The 19973-nt window shown below is 55.4% G+C and carries 15 protein-coding genes; 5 read left to right on the top strand and 10 right to left on the bottom strand.

Annotation, left to right across the window (positions count from 1 at the left end; all coding sequences use genetic code 11):
• Nucleotides 1-193 precede the first annotated feature (193 nt).
• Nucleotides 194-2899: an HTH-type transcriptional regulator MalT gene (gene malT, locus WB237_RS19580; RefSeq protein WP_336215588.1), complete on the top strand. Its 2706-nt coding sequence runs from the start codon at nt 194-196 to the stop codon at nt 2897-2899.
• 62 nt (nt 2900-2961) lie between these two features.
• Here malT and WB237_RS19575 read toward each other — a convergent pair whose 3' ends face one another.
• From WB237_RS19575 to glpE, 3 genes are read right to left on the bottom strand one after another with little or no spacing between them, the layout of a single operon-like run.
• On the bottom strand, nt 2962-3720 hold the full coding sequence (locus tag WB237_RS19575; protein ID WP_248352029.1) for a DeoR/GlpR family transcriptional regulator: 759 nt from the start codon (nt 3718-3720) through the stop codon (nt 2962-2964).
• A 16-nt stretch (nt 3721-3736) separates the two neighbouring features.
• The gene (gene glpG / locus WB237_RS19570) at nt 3737-4567 is read right to left on the bottom strand and encodes a rhomboid family intramembrane serine protease GlpG (protein ID WP_336215583.1); all 831 of its coding nucleotides are present in this window, start codon (nt 4565-4567) and stop codon (nt 3737-3739) included.
• 47 nt (nt 4568-4614) lie between these two features.
• Entirely contained in the window at nt 4615-4947 is a 333-nt protein-coding gene (glpE, locus tag WB237_RS19565) for a thiosulfate sulfurtransferase GlpE (RefSeq protein WP_114979336.1), read from the bottom strand.
• 188 nt (nt 4948-5135) lie between these two features.
• Between glpE and glpD the strand changes: the two genes are divergently transcribed.
• Nucleotides 5136-6644 carry a glycerol-3-phosphate dehydrogenase gene (gene glpD / locus WB237_RS19560; RefSeq protein WP_028018040.1) on the top strand — a complete coding sequence of 503 codons (1509 nt, stop codon included), beginning with the start codon at nt 5136-5138 and terminating at the stop codon, nt 6642-6644.
• Nucleotides 6645-6733: 89 nt separating this feature from the next.
• On the opposite strand, the gene glgP is transcribed toward glpD, so the two are convergent.
• From glgP to asd, 6 genes are all read right to left on the bottom strand, one after another.
• The gene (gene glgP, locus WB237_RS19555) at nt 6734-9181 is read right to left on the bottom strand and encodes a glycogen phosphorylase (protein ID WP_336215580.1); all 2448 of its coding nucleotides are present in this window, start codon (nt 9179-9181) and stop codon (nt 6734-6736) included.
• Between the two features lie 18 nt (nt 9182-9199).
• Nucleotides 9200-10633, bottom strand: a complete 1434-nt coding sequence (gene glgA, locus WB237_RS19550) for a glycogen synthase GlgA (RefSeq protein ID WP_028018042.1) — start codon at nt 10631-10633, stop codon at nt 9200-9202.
• Nucleotides 10633-11928: a glucose-1-phosphate adenylyltransferase gene (gene glgC, locus WB237_RS19545; protein WP_049005379.1), complete on the bottom strand. Its 1296-nt coding sequence runs from the start codon at nt 11926-11928 to the stop codon at nt 10633-10635. Before glgC ends, glgA begins: the two co-directional genes overlap by 1 nt.
• Before the next feature lie 17 nt (nt 11929-11945).
• A complete protein-coding gene (glgX, locus tag WB237_RS19540) occupies nt 11946-13919 on the bottom strand; it encodes a glycogen debranching protein GlgX (RefSeq protein WP_336215576.1) in 1974 nt (657 codons plus the stop codon).
• Entirely contained in the window at nt 13916-16102 is a 2187-nt protein-coding gene (glgB, locus tag WB237_RS19535) for a 1,4-alpha-glucan branching enzyme (RefSeq protein ID WP_336215573.1), read from the bottom strand. The genes glgX and glgB overlap by 4 nt, the downstream gene beginning before the upstream one ends.
• A 231-nt stretch (nt 16103-16333) precedes the next feature.
• Nucleotides 16334-17437, bottom strand: coding sequence for an aspartate-semialdehyde dehydrogenase (gene asd / locus WB237_RS19530; protein ID WP_336215571.1), 1104 nt, complete (start codon nt 17435-17437; stop codon nt 16334-16336).
• A gap of 177 nt (nt 17438-17614) precedes the next feature.
• On the opposite strand from asd, the gene yhgN reads away from it, so the two are divergent.
• The gene (yhgN, locus tag WB237_RS19525; RefSeq protein ID WP_039269593.1) at nt 17615-18208 is read left to right on the top strand and encodes an NAAT family transporter YhgN; all 594 of its coding nucleotides are present in this window, start codon (nt 17615-17617) and stop codon (nt 18206-18208) included.
• 56 nt (nt 18209-18264) lie between these two features.
• Here yhgN and tusA read toward each other — a convergent pair whose 3' ends face one another.
• Nucleotides 18265-18507, bottom strand: a complete 243-nt coding sequence (tusA, locus tag WB237_RS19520) for a sulfurtransferase TusA (protein WP_028018047.1) — start codon at nt 18505-18507, stop codon at nt 18265-18267.
• A 167-nt stretch (nt 18508-18674) separates the two neighbouring features.
• Here tusA and WB237_RS19515 point away from each other — a divergent pair, with 167 nt between their 5' ends.
• Together WB237_RS19515 and WB237_RS19510 are read left to right on the top strand one after the other, a co-directional pair.
• The gene (locus WB237_RS19515; RefSeq protein ID WP_028018048.1) at nt 18675-19340 is read left to right on the top strand and encodes a 7-cyano-7-deazaguanine/7-aminomethyl-7-deazaguanine transporter; all 666 of its coding nucleotides are present in this window, start codon (nt 18675-18677) and stop codon (nt 19338-19340) included.
• A 72-nt stretch (nt 19341-19412) separates the two neighbouring features.
• Entirely contained in the window at nt 19413-19970 is a 558-nt protein-coding gene (locus WB237_RS19510; RefSeq protein ID WP_049005375.1) for a DcrB family lipoprotein, read from the top strand.
• Nucleotides 19971-19973 lie beyond the last annotated feature (3 nt).

Below are 19973 nucleotides of genomic sequence, written 5' to 3'. Positions count from 1 at the left end.
ATTGACGCGGCGTTAAAGCCCATTCCAGAAAGTTCCATCATCTGTCTGAATGTTTTGTGACAGAGTGCAAATTCAGAGCCACCAAATCCAGACATAACTTGCAATAGTTCTCTTTCTGGCCGACCTTATATCGTATTAATTACGAAGCGCAAAAAAAATAAAATCTCTCGTTCCCCACAGTGAAGTGAAACCTATGTTGATTCCGTCTAAATTAAGTCGCCCGGTTCGCCTTGACCATACAGTGGTCCGCGAGCGCCTGTTGGCTAAACTTTCCGGCGCGCATAATTTCCGACTGGCGCTGGTTACGAGCCCTGCAGGCTATGGAAAAACAACGCTCATTTCGCAATGGGCCGCAGGTAAGAGCGATCTTGGCTGGTACTCCCTTGATGAGGGCGATAACCAGCAAGAGCGTTTTGCCAGCTATTTGATTGCCGCTATTCAACAGGCCACCAATGGACACTGCGTCGCCAGTGAGGTGATGGTGCAAAAGCACCAGTACGCCAGCCTGTCCTCCCTTTTCTCTCAGTTGTTTATTGAACTGGCCGAATGGCATCGCCCGCTGTATGTGGTGATTGATGATTACCATCTCATCACTAACCCTGTGATCCATGAGTCGATGCGTTTCTTCCTGCGCCATCAACCGGAAAACCTGACCCTGGTGGTACTGTCACGCAACCTGCCGCAGTTGGGTATTGCCAACCTGCGCGTGCGCGATCAACTTCTGGAAGTGGGCAGCCAGCAGCTGGCTTTTACTCATCAGGAAGCGAAACAGTTCTTTGACTGCCGTCTGACCTCCCCCATTGAGGCATCAGAAAGCAGCCGGATGTGTGACGATGTCGCAGGCTGGGCCACTGCATTGCAGTTAATTGCCCTCTCTGCCCGGCAAAACAACAGCCCGGCGCATCAGTCAGCGCGTCGACTGGCAGGGATCAATGCCAGCCATCTTTCTGATTATCTTGTGGATGAGGTGCTGGACAGCGTCGATCCGTCTACCCGTAACTTCCTGCTGAAAAGCTCCCTGCTGCGTTCCATGAACGACGCGCTGATTGTGCGCGTGACGGGCTGCGAAAACGGCCAGCTACAGCTTGAAGAAATTGAACGTCAGGGCTTGTTCCTGACGCGTATGGACGATCCCGGCGAATGGTTCAGCTACCATCCGCTGTTTGGCAGTTTCCTGCGCCAGCGTTGCCAGTGGGAGCTTGCGGTTGAACTGCCGGAAATTCATCGCGCTGCCGCCGAAAGCTGGATGGCACAAGGCTTCCCGAGCGAGGCGATCCACCATGCGCTGGCCGCAGGCGATGCCAACATGCTGCGTGATATTCTCCTCAACCATGCGTGGGGCTTGTTCAACCACAGCGAGCTGACGTTGCTTGAAGAATCCCTCAAAGCGCTGCCGTGGGAAAGTCTGCTGGAGAACCCGCGTCTGGTGTTGCTGCAGGCCTGGCTGATGCAGAGCCAACATCGCTATAGCGAAGTGAATACCCTGCTGGCACGTGCGGAGCAGGAGATGGAAAGCAACATGGACACGCCCCTGCACGGTGAATTTAACGCCCTGCGGGCCCAGGTGGCGATTAACGACGGCGACCCGGATGAAGCCGAACGCCTGGCGATGGTCGCACTGGATGAACTGCCGCTGGCCAACTTCTACAGCCGGATCGTTGCCACGTCGGTACACGGTGAAGTGCTGCACTGCAAAGGCGAGCTGACGCGCTCCCTTTCGCTGATGCAGCAAACGGAACAAATGGCACGGCGCCATGATGTCTGGCACTACGCGTTGTGGAGCCTGATCCAGCAAAGCGAAATTCTGTTCGCTCAGGGGTTCCTGCAGGCTGCCTGGGAAAATCAGGAAAAAGCCTTCCAGCTGATTCGGGAACAGCACCTGGAACAGTTGCCGATGCACGAGTTCCTGTTGCGTATTCGCGCTCAGCTCCTGTGGGCATGGTCACGTCTGGATGAAGCTGAAAGTTGCGCCCGCCAGGGTGTGGACGTGCTTTCTGGCTTCCAGCCGCAGCAACAGTTGCAGTGTCTGGCGCTGCTGGTGCAGTGTTCGCTGGCGCGTGGCGATCTCGATAACGCCCGTAATCATCTTAACCGTCTCGAAAACCTGCTGGGCAACGGTCAGTATCATAGCGACTGGGTATCGAACGCCGATAAGGTCCGGGTGATTTACTGGCAAATGACAGGCGATAAAAAATCCGCCGCCAACTGGCTGCGTCAGACGCCAAAACCGGAATTTGCTAACAACCACTTCCTGCAGAGCCAGTGGCGCAACATTGCCCGCGCGCAGATCCTGCTCGGTGAATTAGAGCCCGCGGAGATTGTGCTGGAAGAGCTGAACGAGAACGCGCGCGGCCTGCGTCTGATGAGCGATCTCAACCGCAACCTGCTGCTGCTGAACCAGCTCTACTGGCAGGCGGGTCGTAAAAATGATGCTCAGCGTGTACTGCTGGAGGCGCTGCAACTCGCGAACCGCACCGGGTTTATCAGCCACTTTGTGATTGAAGGTGAAGTGATGGCGCAGCAGCTGCGTCAGTTGATTCAGCTTAATACGCTGCCGGAGCTGGATCAGCATCGCGCTCAACGTATTCTGCGCGAAATCAACCAGCACCATCGCCATAAGTTTGCGCATTTCGATGAGAACTTTGTCGAACGTCTGTTGAACCACCCGGAAGTACCGGAGCTTATCCGCACCAGCCCGCTCACCCAGCGTGAATGGCAGGTACTGGGGCTGATCTACTCCGGCTACAGCAATGAACAAATTGCGGGTGAACTGGCGGTGGCGGCGACCACCATCAAAACGCATATCCGCAACCTGTATCAAAAGCTGGGCGTGGCGCATCGTCAGGATGCAGTGCAGCATGCGCAGCGATTGTTGAAGATGATGGGGTACGGAGTTTAGGTTTGGTGCGGCCTGATGCCCTCACCCCGGCCCTCTCCCACAGGGAGAGGGAGAAAGGTTTCTTAGCACAGCTCTAACTGCAAATTATTATCTTTAATCACCTGCATCACGCCCGCCGGCGGCATCACGTCTGTATACACCGCATCCACCATGCTGATGCTGCCCATGTTTACCATCGCATTACGGCCAAACTTCGAATGGTCTACCACCAGCATCACATGACGTGAGTTTTCAATAATCGCACGCTTGGTACGCACCTCGTGATAATCAAACTCCAGCAGCGAGCCGTCGCTGTCGATGCCGCTGATCCCGAGAATGCCAAAATCGAGGCGGAACTGAGAGATAAAGTCGAGGGTCGCTTCGCCGATAATCCCGCCGTCGCGGCTGCGCAGTTCGCCGCCCGCGAGGATAATGCGGAAATCGTCTTTCTGCATCAGGGTGTTGGCGACGTTCAGGTTGTTGGTGACCACGCGCAGGTTCTCATGACCCAGCAGCGCATGGGCGACCGCTTCCGGTGTGGTGCCGATATCAATAAACAGCGTCGCCCCGTTCGGGATCTGGCTGGCGACCTTGCGGGCAATGCGTTCTTTCTCTGCCGTCTGCGTGGCTTTACGATCGTGCCAGGAGGTGTTGACCGAGCTGGACGGCAACGCCGCCCCGCCGTGGTGGCGCAGAATACGGTTCTGATCGGCCAGATCGTTCAGATCACGACGGATGGTTTGCGGGCTGACGGCAAACTGCTCAACCAGCTCTTCAGTACTGACGTATCCCTGTTTTTTTACCAGTTCGATAATGGCGTCATGACGTTGTGTTTGTTTCATCAATTATCCCTGAGAATTATGTTCGTTTTCGCGCATGGAGCGTGTCGGCAAAGGCCATTGCCAACCCGACAACCAGGCCAGTGACGTGTGCACCATTGGCGATAGACATACCAAACAGATCAAACCATCCGGCAATTAGCCATATTAACGCAAAGGTTATTAGCCCGCGTTGTAAATAGATGCCGCTTTCCGGGTCGCGCTCCCCGCGAAGCCAGACGTAGCCCATCAGGGCGTATACCACGCCAGACAGCCCACCGAACCACGGACCGCTGAATTTATGCTGCACATAGCCGCTCAGCAGGGCGCTAATAATGGTGATAACGATCAGCTTGCCGCTGCCGAGCCGCTTCTCAACGATACCGCCGAGATACCACCACCACAGCAGGTTAAAGAGGATGTGCATCGCCGAGAAGTGCATCAGCGCGTGGGTAAAGTAGCGCCAGACATCAAACTCCAGAGAGGGATCGTACGGCCACGCCAGAGCGATCATCACGCTCTGGTCACCCACCACGTTCATAATGATAAAGACGACAATACAGGCCGCCATCAGCAGTAGCGTAAACGGCCCTGCACGTTCACGCACGGTGGCAAAGAAAGGAAAACGACGATAATGCAACCCACTGCCCGTCTGGCCAGATTGCCAGCTGGCGGCCAGATAGCGCGGGTCGCCGGGGTTCTCAAGAAAACGCGCCAGCTCCTCGTTTACCCGCCCTGCCTGGCTCTCGTCGGCCAGCCAGACATCAGTCTGAGTATGTTGCTGGATGGTCAGAATAACACCCTGCGTCGCCATGTAGTCGACAAACGCCTGGGCGACACGCGGGTTGGTAAAAGAGGTGATCATCAACATGGGTAGCGGTCGCTTATTTCCACACAAAAGGGGACAGTATAGCGGGATCAGCGCTCAAACGCGTACTCAACTTCTGCCGGGAAATGGCGATGCCATGCATCGAATCCACCGTCGACGCTGTACACCGCATCGTAGCCTTGCTGAATCAGGTACTGCGCCGCACCTTTACTGCTGTTGCCGTGGTAGCACATGACCATCACCGGCGTCTCGAAGTCGTTATCGCGCATAAACGCGCCCAGCGTGTCGTTGGTGAGATGGAACGCGCCCGGCGTGTGGCCCATCGCAAAACTCTGCGGGTCGCGAATGTCCACCAGCACCGCCGTTCCCTGGTGCATCTTCTGGTGGGCTTCTTCTACGTTAATACATTCAAACTGATCCATGGTGTTCTCTTTACATTGGTCAACGGCACTATTTTACCCCGTAGTGTACGTCCTGGCGGCGGGTAAACGCCATTATGTTATCCATATCACTCTAAATTGTTTTTTTGATGTTACCAAAAGCGCGTTCCTTTGCTATTATGAGCGATATCGAACATTTCTGAGCTTTAACGAAAGTGCATGAGGGTGTTATGGAAACCAAAGATCTGATTGTGATAGGCGGTGGCATCAACGGTGCCGGTATTGCGGTCGATGCCGCAGGACGCGGATTATCCGTACTGATGCTGGAAGCTAACGATCTCGCCTGCGCGACGTCGTCCGCCAGCTCCAAACTGATTCACGGTGGCCTGCGCTACCTGGAACACTACGAATTCCGCCTGGTCAGCGAAGCGCTGGCTGAACGTGAAGTATTGTTGAAAATGGCACCGCATCTGGCGATTCCGATGCGTTTCCGCCTGCCCCATCGCCCGCATCTGCGTCCGGCCTGGATGATCCGAATCGGTCTGTTTATGTACGATCACCTGGGTAAACGCACCAGTCTGCCGGGTTCGAACGGTTTGCGTTTTGGTTCAGAATCGGTCCTTAAACCTGAAATCGTGCGCGGATTCGAATATTCCGATTGCTGGGTAGACGATGCTCGTCTGGTTCTGGCGAACGCACAGATGGTGGTGAAGAAAGGCGGCGAGGTGAAAACCCGCACCCGCGCGACCTCTGCTCGTCGTGAAAACGGTCTGTGGATTGTCGACGCGGAAGACATCGATACCGGCGAGAAATTCAGCTGGAAAGCACGCGGCCTGGTCAACGCCACCGGTCCGTGGGTGAAACAGTTCTTTGACGAAGGCATGCACCTGCCTTCGCCATACGGTATTCGCCTGATCAAAGGCAGCCATATTGTGGTGCCGCGCGTACATACCCAGAAGCAGGCTTATATTCTGCAGAACGAAGATAAGCGCATCGTGTTTGTGATCCCGTGGATGGACGAGTTTTCGATTATCGGCACCACCGACGTGGAGTACAAAGGCGATCCGAAAAACGTTGAGATCGACGAGAGCGAGGTCAACTACCTGCTGAAAGTGTATAACGCGCACTTTAAGAAACAGCTGTCTCGTAATGATGTGGTCTGGACTTACTCCGGCGTGCGTCCGCTGTGCGATGACGAATCGGATTCACCGCAGGCCATCACCCGCGACTATACGCTTGATATTCACGACGTAGATGGGCAGGCACCGCTGCTGTCGGTGTTTGGCGGCAAACTCACCACTTATCGTAAGCTGGCCGAGCACGCGCTGGAAAAACTGGTGCCGTACTATAAAGGCATTGGCCCGGCATGGACCAAAGGTGCCGTGCTGCCTGGCGGAGATATCGGGGATAACCGCGATGATTATGCCGCGAAGCTGCGTCGCCGCTATCCGTTCATCACCGAAGGGATGGCACGCCATTATGCCCGTACTTACGGTAGTAATACGGAGTGGATCCTCGGTGAAGCCAAAGAGATTGCCGATCTGGGCGAACATTTCGGCCATGAACTGTACGAAGCCGAGTTGCGTTATCTGGTTGAACACGAATGGGTTCGCCGCCTGGATGACGCCATCTGGCGTCGTACCAAAGAAGGGATGTGGCTGGATGCCGAGCAGCAGTCTCGCGTGGCGCAGTGGTTACTGCAAAATGCGGGAAAGCGTGAGCTGTCGTTAGCATCTTGACGTGAAAAAAAGCCCGGTGGCGCTACCGCTTACCGGGCCTACGGGATCGAGTAGGCCGGGTAAGTCGTAGCCGCCACCCGGCTTTGTTTTTACAACCTTACCGGATCAATATGCCAGATCGTCTCGGCATACTCTTTGATGGTCCTGTCTGACGAGAAATACCCCATATTGGCGATGTTGCGCATCGCGGCACAGGTCCACTTCTCCTGATGCCGGTACAGTTCATCCACTTTATCCTGGCAATCCACATAGCTGCGATAATCCGCCAGCACCTGATAGTGATCGCCAAAATTAATCAGTGAATCCACCAGGTCACGATAACGGCCAGGCTCCTCAGGGCTAAACACGCCGGTGGCGATTTGCGTCAATACCTGGCGTAGCTCTTCATCCTCTTCGTAATATTTACGCGGTGAGTAACCCTGCTTACGCAGCGCTTCGACCTCTTCCGTTGTGTTACCGAAGATAAAGATGTTATCTGCACCGACATGCTCCAGCATCTCGACATTCGCCCCGTCCAGCGTACCAATGGTCAGCGCGCCGTTAAGGGCAAACTTCATGTTACTGGTGCCGGACGCTTCCGTACCTGCTGTGGAAATCTGCTCTGAGAGATCCGCCGCCGGGATAATCAACTGCGCCAGGCTTACGCTGTAGTTCGGGATGAACACTACCTTCAGCTTATCGCCAATTTCCGGATCCAGGTTGACCACCTTCGCCACATCATTGATGAGGTGAATGATATGCTTGGCCATGTAGTAGGCGGAAGCCGCCTTACCGGCAAAGATCTTCACCCGTGGCACCCACTCAGCCGTAGGATCGGCCTTGATGCGGTTGTAATGGGTGATCACATGCAGCACGTTCATGAGCTGACGTTTGTACTCGTGGATGCGCTTGATCTGCACATCGAACAGCGCTTTCGGGTTGGCGACCACGTTCAGGTGTAGTGCAAGATATACTGACAAACGCTTTTTGTTCAGCAACTTGGCTTCACGCACGGCTTTGTTGACCGTCGGGAAATCAATGTGCTGTTCCAGCTCGCTCAACTGGCTCAAATCGGTACGCCAGGTGCGGCCGATATTCTCATCCAGCACCTCAGAGAGCGGCTGATTGGCCAGCGCCAGCCAGCGTCGTGGCGTCACGCCGTTGGTCACATTGCAAAAACGTGTCGGGAAGATCTTCGCAAAGTCAGCAAACAGCGACTGTACCATCAGGTTTGAGTGCAGTTCGGACACTCCGTTAACCTTGTGGCTGATCACCACTGCCAGCCAGGCCATGCGCACACGGCGGCCATTCGACTCATCAATGATCGACGTACGACTCAGCAGGCCGGTATCGTTCGGGTACTGCTCCTGCAACGTCTTGAGGAAGTAATCGTTAATCTCAAAGATGATCTGCAGATGGCGCGGCAGGATTTTGCCGAGCATATCCACCGGCCAGGTTTCCAGCGCTTCGCTCATCAGCGTGTGGTTGGTATATGAGAACACCTGACAGGTCACTTCAAACGCATCATCCCAGCTGAACTTATGTTCGTCGATCAACAGGCGCATCAGTTCTGGAATAGAGAGCACCGGGTGGGTGTCGTTGAGGTGAATCGCGGTTTTCTCCGCCAGGTTGGCGTAGGTTTTATGCAGTTGATAATGGCGATTAAGGATGTCCTGCACCGTTGAGGAGACAAGGAAATACTCCTGACGCAGGCGCAGCTCGCGGCCTGAGTAGGTCGAGTCATCCGGATACAGCACGCGGGACACGTTCTCGGAGTGGTTTTTATCTTCCACCGCCGCGAAGTAGTCACCCTGGTTGAATTTACCGAGGTTAATTTCACTACTGGCCTGGGCACTCCACAGACGCAGCGTATTGGTGGCATCGGTGTCGTAACCCGGGATGATCTGGTCATAGGCCACGGCCAGGATCTCTTCGGTTTCCACCCAGCGGGATTTTTTCCCTTCCTGTTGGATACGTCCACCGAAGCGCACTTTGTAGCGCGTATTGTGACGCTTGAACTCCCACGGGTTGCCATACTCCAGCCAGTAGTCCGGCGACTCTTTCTGACGTCCGTCGACGATGTTCTGTTTGAACATGCCGTAGTCATAGCGAATGCCGTAACCACGACCCGGCAGCGCCAGCGTCGCCAGCGAATCCAGGAAGCAGGCTGCAAGGCGTCCCAGACCACCGTTACCGAGACCCGGGTCATTCTCTTCGTCAATCAGTTCTTCTAAATCTAACCCCATCTCTTCCAGGGCGTTTTTGACGTCGTCATAAATACCGAGCGACAACAGCGCATTGGAAAGTGTGCGGCCAATCAAAAATTCCATCGACAGGTAATAAACCTGACGCGTTTCCTGTGAGAGCTGGGCACGGTTGGAGCGCAGCCAGCGTTCAACTAAACGGTCACGCACGGCAAACAGGGTGGCGTTCAGCCACTCGTGTTTGTTCGCGATGACCGGATCTTTCCCAATGGTGAACATCAGCTTATAGGCGATAGAGTGCTTTAACGCCTCAACGCTGAGTGTGGGTGAAGAGTAGCTAAAAGGTGCATTCATATCAGTGACTCCGCCTTGTTACATCAAGCGTTGATAAAGATCGCGGTATGACTGCGCCGCAACGTGCCAGCTAAAGTCCATGCTCATCGCCTGGCGCTGAACATAACGCCACAAGGAAGGCCGGGACCATAAAACGAAAGCACGCCGAATCGCCCGTAACAACGACCAGGCATTACTGTCTTCAAACACAAACCCGCTGGCGATACCGTCCGCCAGGTTTTCCAGAGAGCTGTCGGAAACCGTGTCAGCCAGCCCACCCGTGCGGCGCACCAGCGGTAACGTGCCGTATTTCAGGCCGTAGAGTTGCGTCAGGCCGCAGGGTTCGAAACGGCTTGGCACCAGGATGACGTCCGCGCCGCCCATAATGCGGTGCGAAAACGCCTCGTGATAGCCAATCTGCACCCCAACCTGACCGGGATGTTCCGCCGCAGCAGCCAGAAAACCTTCCTGCAATACCGGGTCGCCCGCGCCGAGCAGAGCCAGTTGCCCTCCCTGCTCCAGTAGTCCGGGCAGGGCTTCCAGCACCAGATCCAGCCCTTTCTGGCTGGTCAGACGGCTGACCACGGCGAACAACGGGACTTTGTCGTTCACCTTCAGGCCCATGGCAATTTGCAGCTGGCGCTTGTTTTCGGCTTTGTCCTCGACCGAATCACGGCCATAGCGTGACGCCAGCAGGAGATCGGTTTCCGGGCTCCAGATCTTTTCATCCACACCGTTCAAAATACCCGACAGGCGCCCTTCACGATGCCGCTGTCGCAGTAGCCCTTCCAGGCCATAACCAAACTCCGGCTGGGTAATTTCCCGGGCGTAAGTCGGGCTCACGGCGGTAATATGATCGGCATAGTAAAGCCCGGCTTTCAGGAACGAGATCTGCCCGTTAAACTCCAGCCCGTGCATGTTATAGAACGACAGTGGCAGATCGATTTCATGCATGTGATGGGCATAGTACATCCCCTGATATGCCAGGTTATGCACGGTAAAGACTGACCTGGCCGGGTGGCCGCGCGCGGCCAGATACGCCGGGGCAAGCCCGGCGTGCCAGTCGTGCGCGTGCACCACATCCGGACGCCAGAACGGATCCAGCCCCGTCGCCATTTCTGCACCGACCCAGCCGAGCAACGCAAAGCGCAGCACGTTGTCCGGGTAAGCAAACAGGTTGGTGTCGTGATACGGACTCCCGGGCCTGTCGTATAAGTGCGGCGCGTCAATCAGGTAGATCCCAACGCCGTTGTAATGTCCAAACAGCAGGGTGATGCGCCCGGCAAAAGTCTCACGACGCGTCACCACTTTTGCATCAGGAATACCACGCCGGATATCCGGAAATGCGGGCAGCAGGACTCGGGTATCCACCCCTCCGGCGATTTGCGCCGCCGGTAATGCACCAAGAACATCCGCCAGGCCGCCCGTTTTTAACAACGGAAACATCTCAGAACATACGTGTAAAACCTGCATCATCGCTCCTGTTTGATCTGCAGCTTCCGCAACATTTCCCGTGTTACTAACACGATTCCCTCTTCCGAACGGTAGAAGCGACGCGCGTCTTCTTCCGCATTTTCACCAATGACCATCCCCTCAGGAATGACACAGGCGCGGTCGATAACGCAACGACGCAGGCGACACGAACGTCCTACCCAGACATCCGGCAGTAAGACTGCCGAATCAATATTACAGAATGAATTTATCCGCACGCGGGGGAACAGCACTGACTGCACCACCACCGACCCTGAAATAATGCATCCGCCAGAAACCAGCGAGTTCAGTGTCATACCGTGGCTACCCGAACGGTCCTGAACAAATTTGGCTGGCGGCAGCGATTCCATATGAGTACGAATCGGCCAGTTCTGATCGTACATATCCAGCTCAGGGGTCACCGAAGCCAGGTCGAGGTTCGCCTTCCAGTACGCCTCCAGCGTTCCCACATCGCGCCAGTAAGGTTCCGCATTTGGGTCGGATTGCACGCAGGACAACGGGAAGGGATGTGCATACGCCATGCCAGCTTGCGTAATTTTCGGGATGATATCTTTGCCAAAGTCATGGCTGGAGTTTTCGTCTTTGTCGTCTTCTTCGAGCAGTTCATAAAGGTAATCTGCATCAAAGACATAGATCCCCATACTGGCGAGTGACTTCGTATCATCTCCCGGCATGGTCGGCGGATTTGCAGGTTTTTCGACGAAGTCGATAATTTTGTCGTCCGCATCCACGTGCATTACGCCAAACGCCGTCGCTTCAGCAACGGGCACCGGCAGACACGCCACGGTGCAACGCGCCCCTTTTTCGACATGGTCGATGAGCATGTGGGAGTAGTCTTGCTTGTAAATATGATCCCCGGCGAGGATCACGATGTATTCCGCGTTATAACGACGAATGATATCGAGGTTTTGCGTCACCGCATCCGCCGTGCCCCGGTACCAGTTTTCGCCGTGAACGCGCTGCTGGGCCGGAAGAAGATCGACAAACTCATTCATCTCTTCGCTGAAGAAGGACCAGCCGCGCTGGATATGCTGCACCAGCGTGTGTGATTGATACTGCGTAATGACGCCAATGCGGCGGATGCCAGAGTTGAGGCAATTGGAGAGTGCGAAATCAATGATACGGAACTTACCACCAAAGTGAACAGCCGGCTTGGCGCGTTTGATGGTCAAATCTTTCAGACGGGTACCACGCCCACCAGCGAGTATCAGGGCAACCGTTTTTAATGGTAGCTGGCGTGCCAACATTAAGGGATCGTTCTTCTCTAATCTAACCATGACTAACTCCTTTTTTATCATCTTTGGAATACACACACTCCGTGCGCAGGCCCGTGCCAGACAGCCATTACTACCGGATTATCCGCTCCGGCAAAGGGGGGAACGGCGCGCCATTCCCCTTCAGGTAAAACAATCTCTGCGACATCATCCGTCGCGTTCAGCGTAACCAGCCATTTATCCGAAAGCAGGATTTGCAGCCGTGGTACACCGTGTTGCCACTCTTGCGCGCTTAGTGGTTGCGCGTCTTTATTCAACCAGCGAACGTTTCCGTCTCCCTCTTCCCACCAGCGGTCGGTGGTCAGGGCCGGGATTTGCTGGCGAAGGTGGATCAGCGCAGCGGTAAAATGGATCAACCCGCTGTTCGCCTCCCCCCAGTCAAGCCAGGTTAAGGTGTTGTCCTGGCAATACGCATTGTTGTTACCGTGCTGGCTGTGGCCGTGCTCATCGCCCGCCAGCAGCATCGGTGTCCCCTGCGACAACAGAAGCGTTGTCAGCAGTGCATGAACGCTGGCGCGCCGCCGCTCGATAACGTCAAGGCTTCCGCCTAACCCTTCTATACCATGATTAAAGCTATGGTTATTGTTAGTGCCATCGCGATTCTCTTCGCCGTTCGCCTCATTGTGTTTCTGATTGAAACAAACGCAGTCCCTGAGCGTAAAACCGTCGTGCGCCGTCAGCAGGTTGACGGTGGCCGACGGTCGCTTACCGTCGCGCTTAAAGAGATCGCTTGACGCGGCAAAGCGCCCGGCAAATTCCCCCAGCGAGAGATTTCGCTCCAGCCAGAAGCGGCGCGCGGCATCGCGATAGTGATCGTTCCACTCGGCAAACAGCGGTGGGAAATTCCCGACCTGATAGCCGCCTTCACCGATGTCCCACGGTTCGGCGATGAGCTTGACCTGCGAGAGCACCGGACAGTTTTTTATCGCCTCAAACAGCGGTGCCTGCTGGCTGAATCCCGGCGTGCGTCCCATCACGGGCGCCAGATCGAAACGAAAACCGTCCACGTGGAACGTTTCCACCCAGTATTTCAGGCATTCATAAGCAAAATGCGTGACCGCCGGATGGCTGAGATTGAGCGTGTTACCGCAGCCGGTCCAGTTCTCGTAATCGCCATCCTGCCTGATCCAATAATAGCTACGGTTATCAATTCCGCGCATGGAGAGCGTTGGACCATCAAGATCGCTTTCAGCGCTGTGGTTCAGCACCACATCCAGAATGACTTCAATTCCCGCGGCATGGAGCGCTTTCACCGCATCGCGGAACTCGTCCCGCGCTTTTTCCGGATGAACAGCATAGCGGGGTTCGAGCGCGAACATCGCCAGCGGGTTGTAGCCCCAGTAGTTGCTCAACCCCAGCCGCTGCAGACGCGGTTCGCTGGCAAAATGGGCGACGGGTAACAGTTCAAGAGCGGTGATGCCGAGGTGTTTCAGGTAGGCGATCATGGTCGGATGCCCGAGCGCCTTGTAGGTGCCGCGCATCTCTTTGGGGATGGACGGATGCAGATACGTCAGCCCTTTGACATGGGCCTCATAAATGACGGTGTTGCCCCACGGCGTGGCCGGTGGCGCATCGTCCTCCCAGTCATAGAGATCGTGCACTACCACGCTTTTTGGCAGCACGTGAGCACTGTCTCGATGGTCAGGCTCACCATAACCAACATGGAAAATCGGGTCGTCTTTAAACTCACCGTCCACGCGATGCGCACACGGATCAATCAACAGCTTTGCAGGGTTAAACCAGTGCCCTTGCGCAGGTTCCCACGGACCATGAACACGAAAACCATAGTGCATACCTGGCCGTCCTCCGGCCAGGTAACCGTGCCAGGTATCCCCCGTGCGCGACGGTAAATCGTAACGGTGCTCATTACCCTCACCGTCAAAAACACACAGTTCTACCCGCTCAGCGTGAGCAGAAAAGAGGGTGAAATTCACACCCTTTCCGTCAAAACTCGCCCCAAGCGGTTCGGGTTGACCTGCCGTAAGCTGCGTCATTCACCCTCCCTCATCAGCCAGATAGTGCCAAGCGGCGGTAGCGTGAGACTCAGGGAGTTTGGCCGCCCGTGACTTTCGATGGCATCGCTTTGCACCAGACCACCATTGCCGGTGTTGCTGCCGTGGTAGTGCATGGAGTCAGTATTCAGGATTTCGCGCCATTTACCCGGCTGATTAATGCCAAAGCGATAGTGTTGACGCGGCACAGGCGTGAAGTTGCTGGCGACGATGATCTCGTTACCCGCTTTATCTCGCCGCACAAAGACAAACACCGAGCGCTCATGGTCATCCACCACCAGCCACTCAAAGCCGTACGGGTCAAAGTCGAGCTCATGCAGCGCTTTGTGATGACGATAGGTCAGGTTCAGATCACGCACCAGACGCTGCACGCCGTGGTGCCAGTTGTCACCGCCTTCCAGCAGATGCCAGTCGAGGCTGGCGTCGTGGTTCCATTCGCGTCCCTGAGCGAACTCATTGCCCATAAACAGCAGTTTTTTGCCCGGGAACGCAAACATCCAGCCGTAGTAGGCGCGCAGGTTGGCAAATTTCTGCCACGCATCGCCCGGCATGCGGTCAAGAATGGATTTTTTGCCGTGTACCACTTCATCATGCGACAGCGGTAGCATGAAGTTTTCGGTGTAGTTGTAGAGCATCCCGAACGTCAGCTTATCGTGATGGTACTTGCGGTAAACCGGATCCAGCTTCATGTAGTCGAGCGTGTCGTGCATCCAGCCCAGGTTCCACTTGTACCAGAACCCCAGGCCACCTAATGACGGTGGTCGGGAGACACCCGCAAAGTCGGTCGACTCTTCTGCCATTGTTACCGCGCCGTCCACCTGCTCACCGATAATGCGGTTGGTGCTGCGCAGGAACTCAATCGCTTCCAGGTTTTCACGGCCACCAAACTCGTTCGGGATCCACTCCCCCTCTTTGCGGCTGTAGTCGCGATAGATCATGGATGCCACCGCATCAACACGCAGAGCATCAATGCCAAAGCGCTCAATCCAGTACAGGGCATTTCCGACCAGGTAGTTCGCGACTTCGCGGCGACCATAGTTGTAGATCAGCGTATTCCAGTCCTGGTGATAACCTTCTCGCGGGTCGCTGTGCTCGTACAGCTTCGTACCATCAAACTCTGACAAGCCAAAGTCATCGGACGGGAAATGGCCTGGCACCCAGTCGAGGATCACATTCAGCCCGGCGGCATGCGCGGCATGGATGAAATAGCGGAAGTCATCGCGCGTGCCGAAGCGGCGCGTAGGCGCATACAGCCCGGTTGGCTGATAACCCCAGCTACCGTCGAACGGGTGTTCGTTAACCGGCAACAGCTCAAGGTGAGTAAAGCCCATCCATTTGGCATACGGCACCAGCTGATCGGCGAGTTCCCGGTAGCTGAGCCAGAAGTTGTTATCAGTGTGGCGGCGCCAGGAGCCAAGATGCACTTCATAGACGGAGATTGGCGCGTCGAAGCGGTTGGCCTGCTTGCGTTCTTCCGTCTGGACGATCTTCTCCGGCAGGCCACAAATCAGCGATGCCGTATCCGGGCGCATCTGGGCTTCAAAGGCGTATGGGTCGGCTTTAATGCGCAGCTTGCCGTGGGCATCGATCATCTCGAACTTATAGAGCTGGCCGTTTTGCGCACCGGGGATAAACAGCTCCCAGATGCCGGTTTCACGGCGCAGGCGCATCGGATGGCGACGACCGTCCCAGTAGTTGAATTGTCCGACAACGGAGACGCGTTGGGCGTTGGGTGCCCACACGGCAAACCGCGTGCCGGTGATACCATCCATCGTGTCTGCATGGGCACCCAGCGTTTCATAAGGCCGTAAATGGGTTCCTTCAGACAGCAGCCAGGCATCCATCTCCTGCAAAAGAGGACCAAAGCTGTAGGGATCATCAATGAGATTTTGCTGGCCGTGCCAGATGACGGCGAGCTGATAACGGAAGGGATTTTTACGACGGGGCATCACGCCAGAGAAGAAACCGCGCGAGTCGAGGCATTCCAGATTGCCCACTTTGCGGCCGGTTTTGGGTTCGATAACCCACACTTCTGTCGCATCCGGTAACAACGCCCGGACTTCCAGCCCGGCCTCTGTACGGTGCATCCCCAGCACGGAAAAGGGGTCGGCAAAATGACCCGCAATAAGCGCATTAATCACGTCTCTATCCACACGATCGGACATGGTATTCATCCTGTTTTTTATGTCGTCCTTTTTTTAGCGCCTGGGACGACTTTAATGTGACCTGAACGAGCATCCTCACAGCCCGTCCTAACCTCAGGTAAGAAATGACTCTTCCTTAAAGCATAGCCAACGCTCTAAATGACTCCTGATAAAAAATAAGACATACGCGTTTTACTCCATGTAGTACGCAAAAAAAGGGGGTGAAAATCACCCCCGGTCGTTAACAAATTATTACGCCAGCTGGCGCAGCATGCGGCGCAGCGGCTCGGCGGCACCCCATAAGAGCTGGTCGCCGACGGTGAACGCGGAGAGGTACTCCGGCCCCATGTTCAGCTTACGCAGACGGCCAACAGGCGTGGTCAGCGTGCCGGTCACGGCTGCAGGGGTCAGTTCACGCATGGTGATATCGCGATCGTTTGGTACCACTTTCGCCCACGGGTTGTGTGCAGCCAGCAACTCTTCCACGGTTGGAATAGACACATCTTTTTTCAGTTTAATGGTGAAGGCCTGGCTGTGGCAGCGCAGCGCGCCAATGCGCACGCACAGACCGTCTACCGGAATGGTATTCGCGGTATTGAGGATTTTGTTGGTCTCGGCCTGGCCCTTCCACTCTTCGCGGGTCTGTCCATTATCCAGCTGTTTGTCGATCCACGGGATCAGGCCACCGGCCAGCGGTACGCCGAAGTTATCCACCGGCAGCTCGCCGCTGCGGGTCAGCTGGGTGACTTTACGCTCGATATCCAGAATCGCGGACGCCGGGTCTGCCAGCTCGGTCGCGACGCTCTGATGCAGTTGGCCCATCTGGGTCAGCAGCTCGCGCATATGACGCGCACCGCCGCCGGAAGCTGCCTGGTACGTCGCCACGGAGACCCACTCCACCAGATCTTGCGCGAACAGGCCGCCCAGAGACATCAGCATCAGGCTGACGGTGCAGTTACCGCCAACAAAGGTTTTCACGCCGTTGTTCAGGCCGTCGGTGATCACGCTCTGGTTAACCGGGTCAAGAATGATGATGGCATCGTCTTTCATGCGCAGCGAAGAGGCCGCGTCAATCCAGTAGCCCTGCCAGCCGCTTTCACGCAGCTTTGGATAGATTTCGTTGGTATAATCGCCGCCCTGGCACGTGACAATAATGTCGAGTGCCTTCAGCGCTTCCAGATCGTATGCATCCTGCAACGTGCCTGTGGTACCACCAAAGGACGGAGCAGCCTGGCCGAGCTGGGAAGTGGAGAAGAAGACCGGGCGGATAGCGTCGAAATCGCGCTCTTCAACCATGCGTTGCATGAGTACAGAGCCGACCATACCGCGCCAGCCGATAAAACCAACGTTTTTCATAGCATTTTTTTCCTGCAGAGGGTGTGTGCTGTTTGTGCAAGCCAGTATTGAACTGGGATATGCTTCACATTACAAAATGCTGCCAAAGTCGCAAGCGAAATTAATCGATGATTGCCCGGCAATCAGAAAAAGAGCTAATCATCATAATAACCATAGAGAGTTTCAGGGATAATTTACATGAGTGAAATCATTTCCGCGGCGGTTTTATTGATCCTGATAATGGATCCACTCGGAAACCTGCCGATCTTCATGTCGGTGCTGAAGCACACCGAGCCAAAGCGCCGTCGGGCGATCATGATCCGCGAGCTGCTCATCGCGCTGCTGGTGATGTTTATCTTCCTGTTTGCAGGCGAAAAAATCCTCGCATTCCTGAACCTGCGTGCCGAAACCGTGTCGATTTCCGGCGGGATTATCCTGTTCCTGATTGCCATAAAGATGATTTTCCCGAGCGCGGAAGGTAGCAGCAGCGGCCTGCCTGCGGGTGAAGAGCCATTTATTGTGCCGCTGGCGATTCCACTCGTCGCCGGGCCGACCATTCTGGCGACGCTGATGCTGCTGTCACATCAGTATCCGAACCAGATGAGCCATCTGGTGATTGCCTTACTGATCGCCTGGGGCGGGACCTTTATCATCCTGCTGCAGTCGTCCCTGTTCCTGCGCCTGCTGGGAGAAAAAGGGGTCAACGCGCTGGAGCGCCTGATGGGGCTGATTCTGGTGATGATGGCAACGCAGATGTTCCTGGACGGGATCCGGGTGTGGATGAAAGGATGACTTTCTCCCTCTCCCCGTGGGAGAGGGCCGGGGTGAGGGCATCAGGCCGCGGAGGACTAACCCTTACGAATCAAATACCGGTACGGCAGCGCCTCGGTCTGCTGTGCCACCAGCTCATGCTCCATAAAGGTACAAAACCCGGGGATATCGCGGGTGGTCGCCGGGTCGTCGGCGATGATCAGCAGCGTTTCACCGGATTGCATGTTACGCACGGTTTTGCGCACCATCATTACCGGCTCCGGGCAGCGAAGGCCCTGGGCATCAAGGGTGTGGTCTGGGCTGGAAAACAGGTCGGTCATGATCTTCTCGGTCAGGTAAAAACGGCTGTAGTTTACGCCCCGTAGCGATCAATGCAAACTAGGTTAACGATTGCGTAAAAACTAACCATTGCAATGTCTGACCAAAGCAGTATCATGCTGCGGTTTTTATTGGGTTCCCTCACCCCAACGTATAAAAAGGTCACAATATGACGCAGTTTTCTGAATCGCAGCGCGTAAAAGCGTTGTTCTGGCTTTCGCTTTTCCATTTGCTGGTGATCACCTCCAGCAACTATCTGGTACAGCTTCCCATCTCCATTTTTGGTTTTCATACCACCTGGGGGGCGTTCAGTTTTCCGTTTATTTTTCTCGCCACCGATTTGACCGTGCGAATTTTTGGCGCACCGCTGGCTCGCCGCATTATTTTTGCGGTCATGCTCCCGGCGCTGTTCGTGTCTTACGTGATTTCGTCCCTGTTCTATATGGGCAGTTGGCAGGGTTTTGAGGCACTAACCCACTTCAACCTGTTTGTCGCCCGAATCGCCACCGCAAGCTTTATGGCTTATGCGCTGGGGCAGATCCTCGACGTGCATGTGTTTAACCGCCTGCGTCAGAATCACCGCTGGTGGATGGCCCCGACCGCCTCGACGCTGTTCGGTAACGTGAGCGATACGCTGGCCTTCTTCTTCATCGCCTTCTGGCACAGCCCGGATGCGTTCATGGCCGAGCACTGGATGGAGATCGCCCTGGTGGACTACTGCTTCAAGGTGCTTATCAGTATCGTCTTCTTCCTGCCAATGTATGGTGTGTTGCTGAATATGCTGCTGAAAAGGCTGGCAGATAAATCTGAAATCACGGCATTGCAGGCTGGTTAAGGGTTCGCTTTATCAGTTGTGATAAGATGAGCGAATGAGCCGTTATGGCCGTTTATCGAAAGGAAGAAGTCAATGCGCAATCTGGTTAAATATGTCGGGATTGGCCTGCTGGTTGTGGGTCTTGCAGCCTGTGATAACAGCGACACGAAAACGCCTGCTCAGGGTGCATCTGCAGAGAGTAATGCGACCGGTCAGCCGGTGAATCTGCTGGATGGTAAACTCAGTTTCTCTCTGCCAGCCGATATGACTGACCAGAGCGGTAAGCTGGGCACTCAGGCGAACAATATGCACGTTTATTCCGACGCAACCGGGCAGAAAGCCGTCATTGTGATTGTGGGTGACGACACCAGCGAAGATCTGGGCGTGCTGTCAAAACGTCTGGAAGATCAGCAGCGCAGCCGCGATCCGCAGCTGCAGGTGGTCACCAATAAATCCATCGAACTGAAAGGCCACACGCTGCAACAGCTGGACAGCATCATCTCCGCAAAAGGCCAGACCGCGTACTCGTCTGTGGTGCTGGGTAAGGTCGATAACAAACTGCTGACTATGCAGATCACCCTGCCAGCGGACGATCAGCAGAAAGCGCAGACTGCGGCTGAAAACATCATTAACACCCTCGTGATCCAGTAATCC

The sequence above is a fragment of the Enterobacter sp. P82 genome, assembly GCF_037053385.1.
Classification (GTDB): Bacteria; Pseudomonadota; Gammaproteobacteria; order Enterobacterales; family Enterobacteriaceae; genus Enterobacter.
This window is presented reverse-complemented; position numbering and strand designations above follow the sequence as displayed.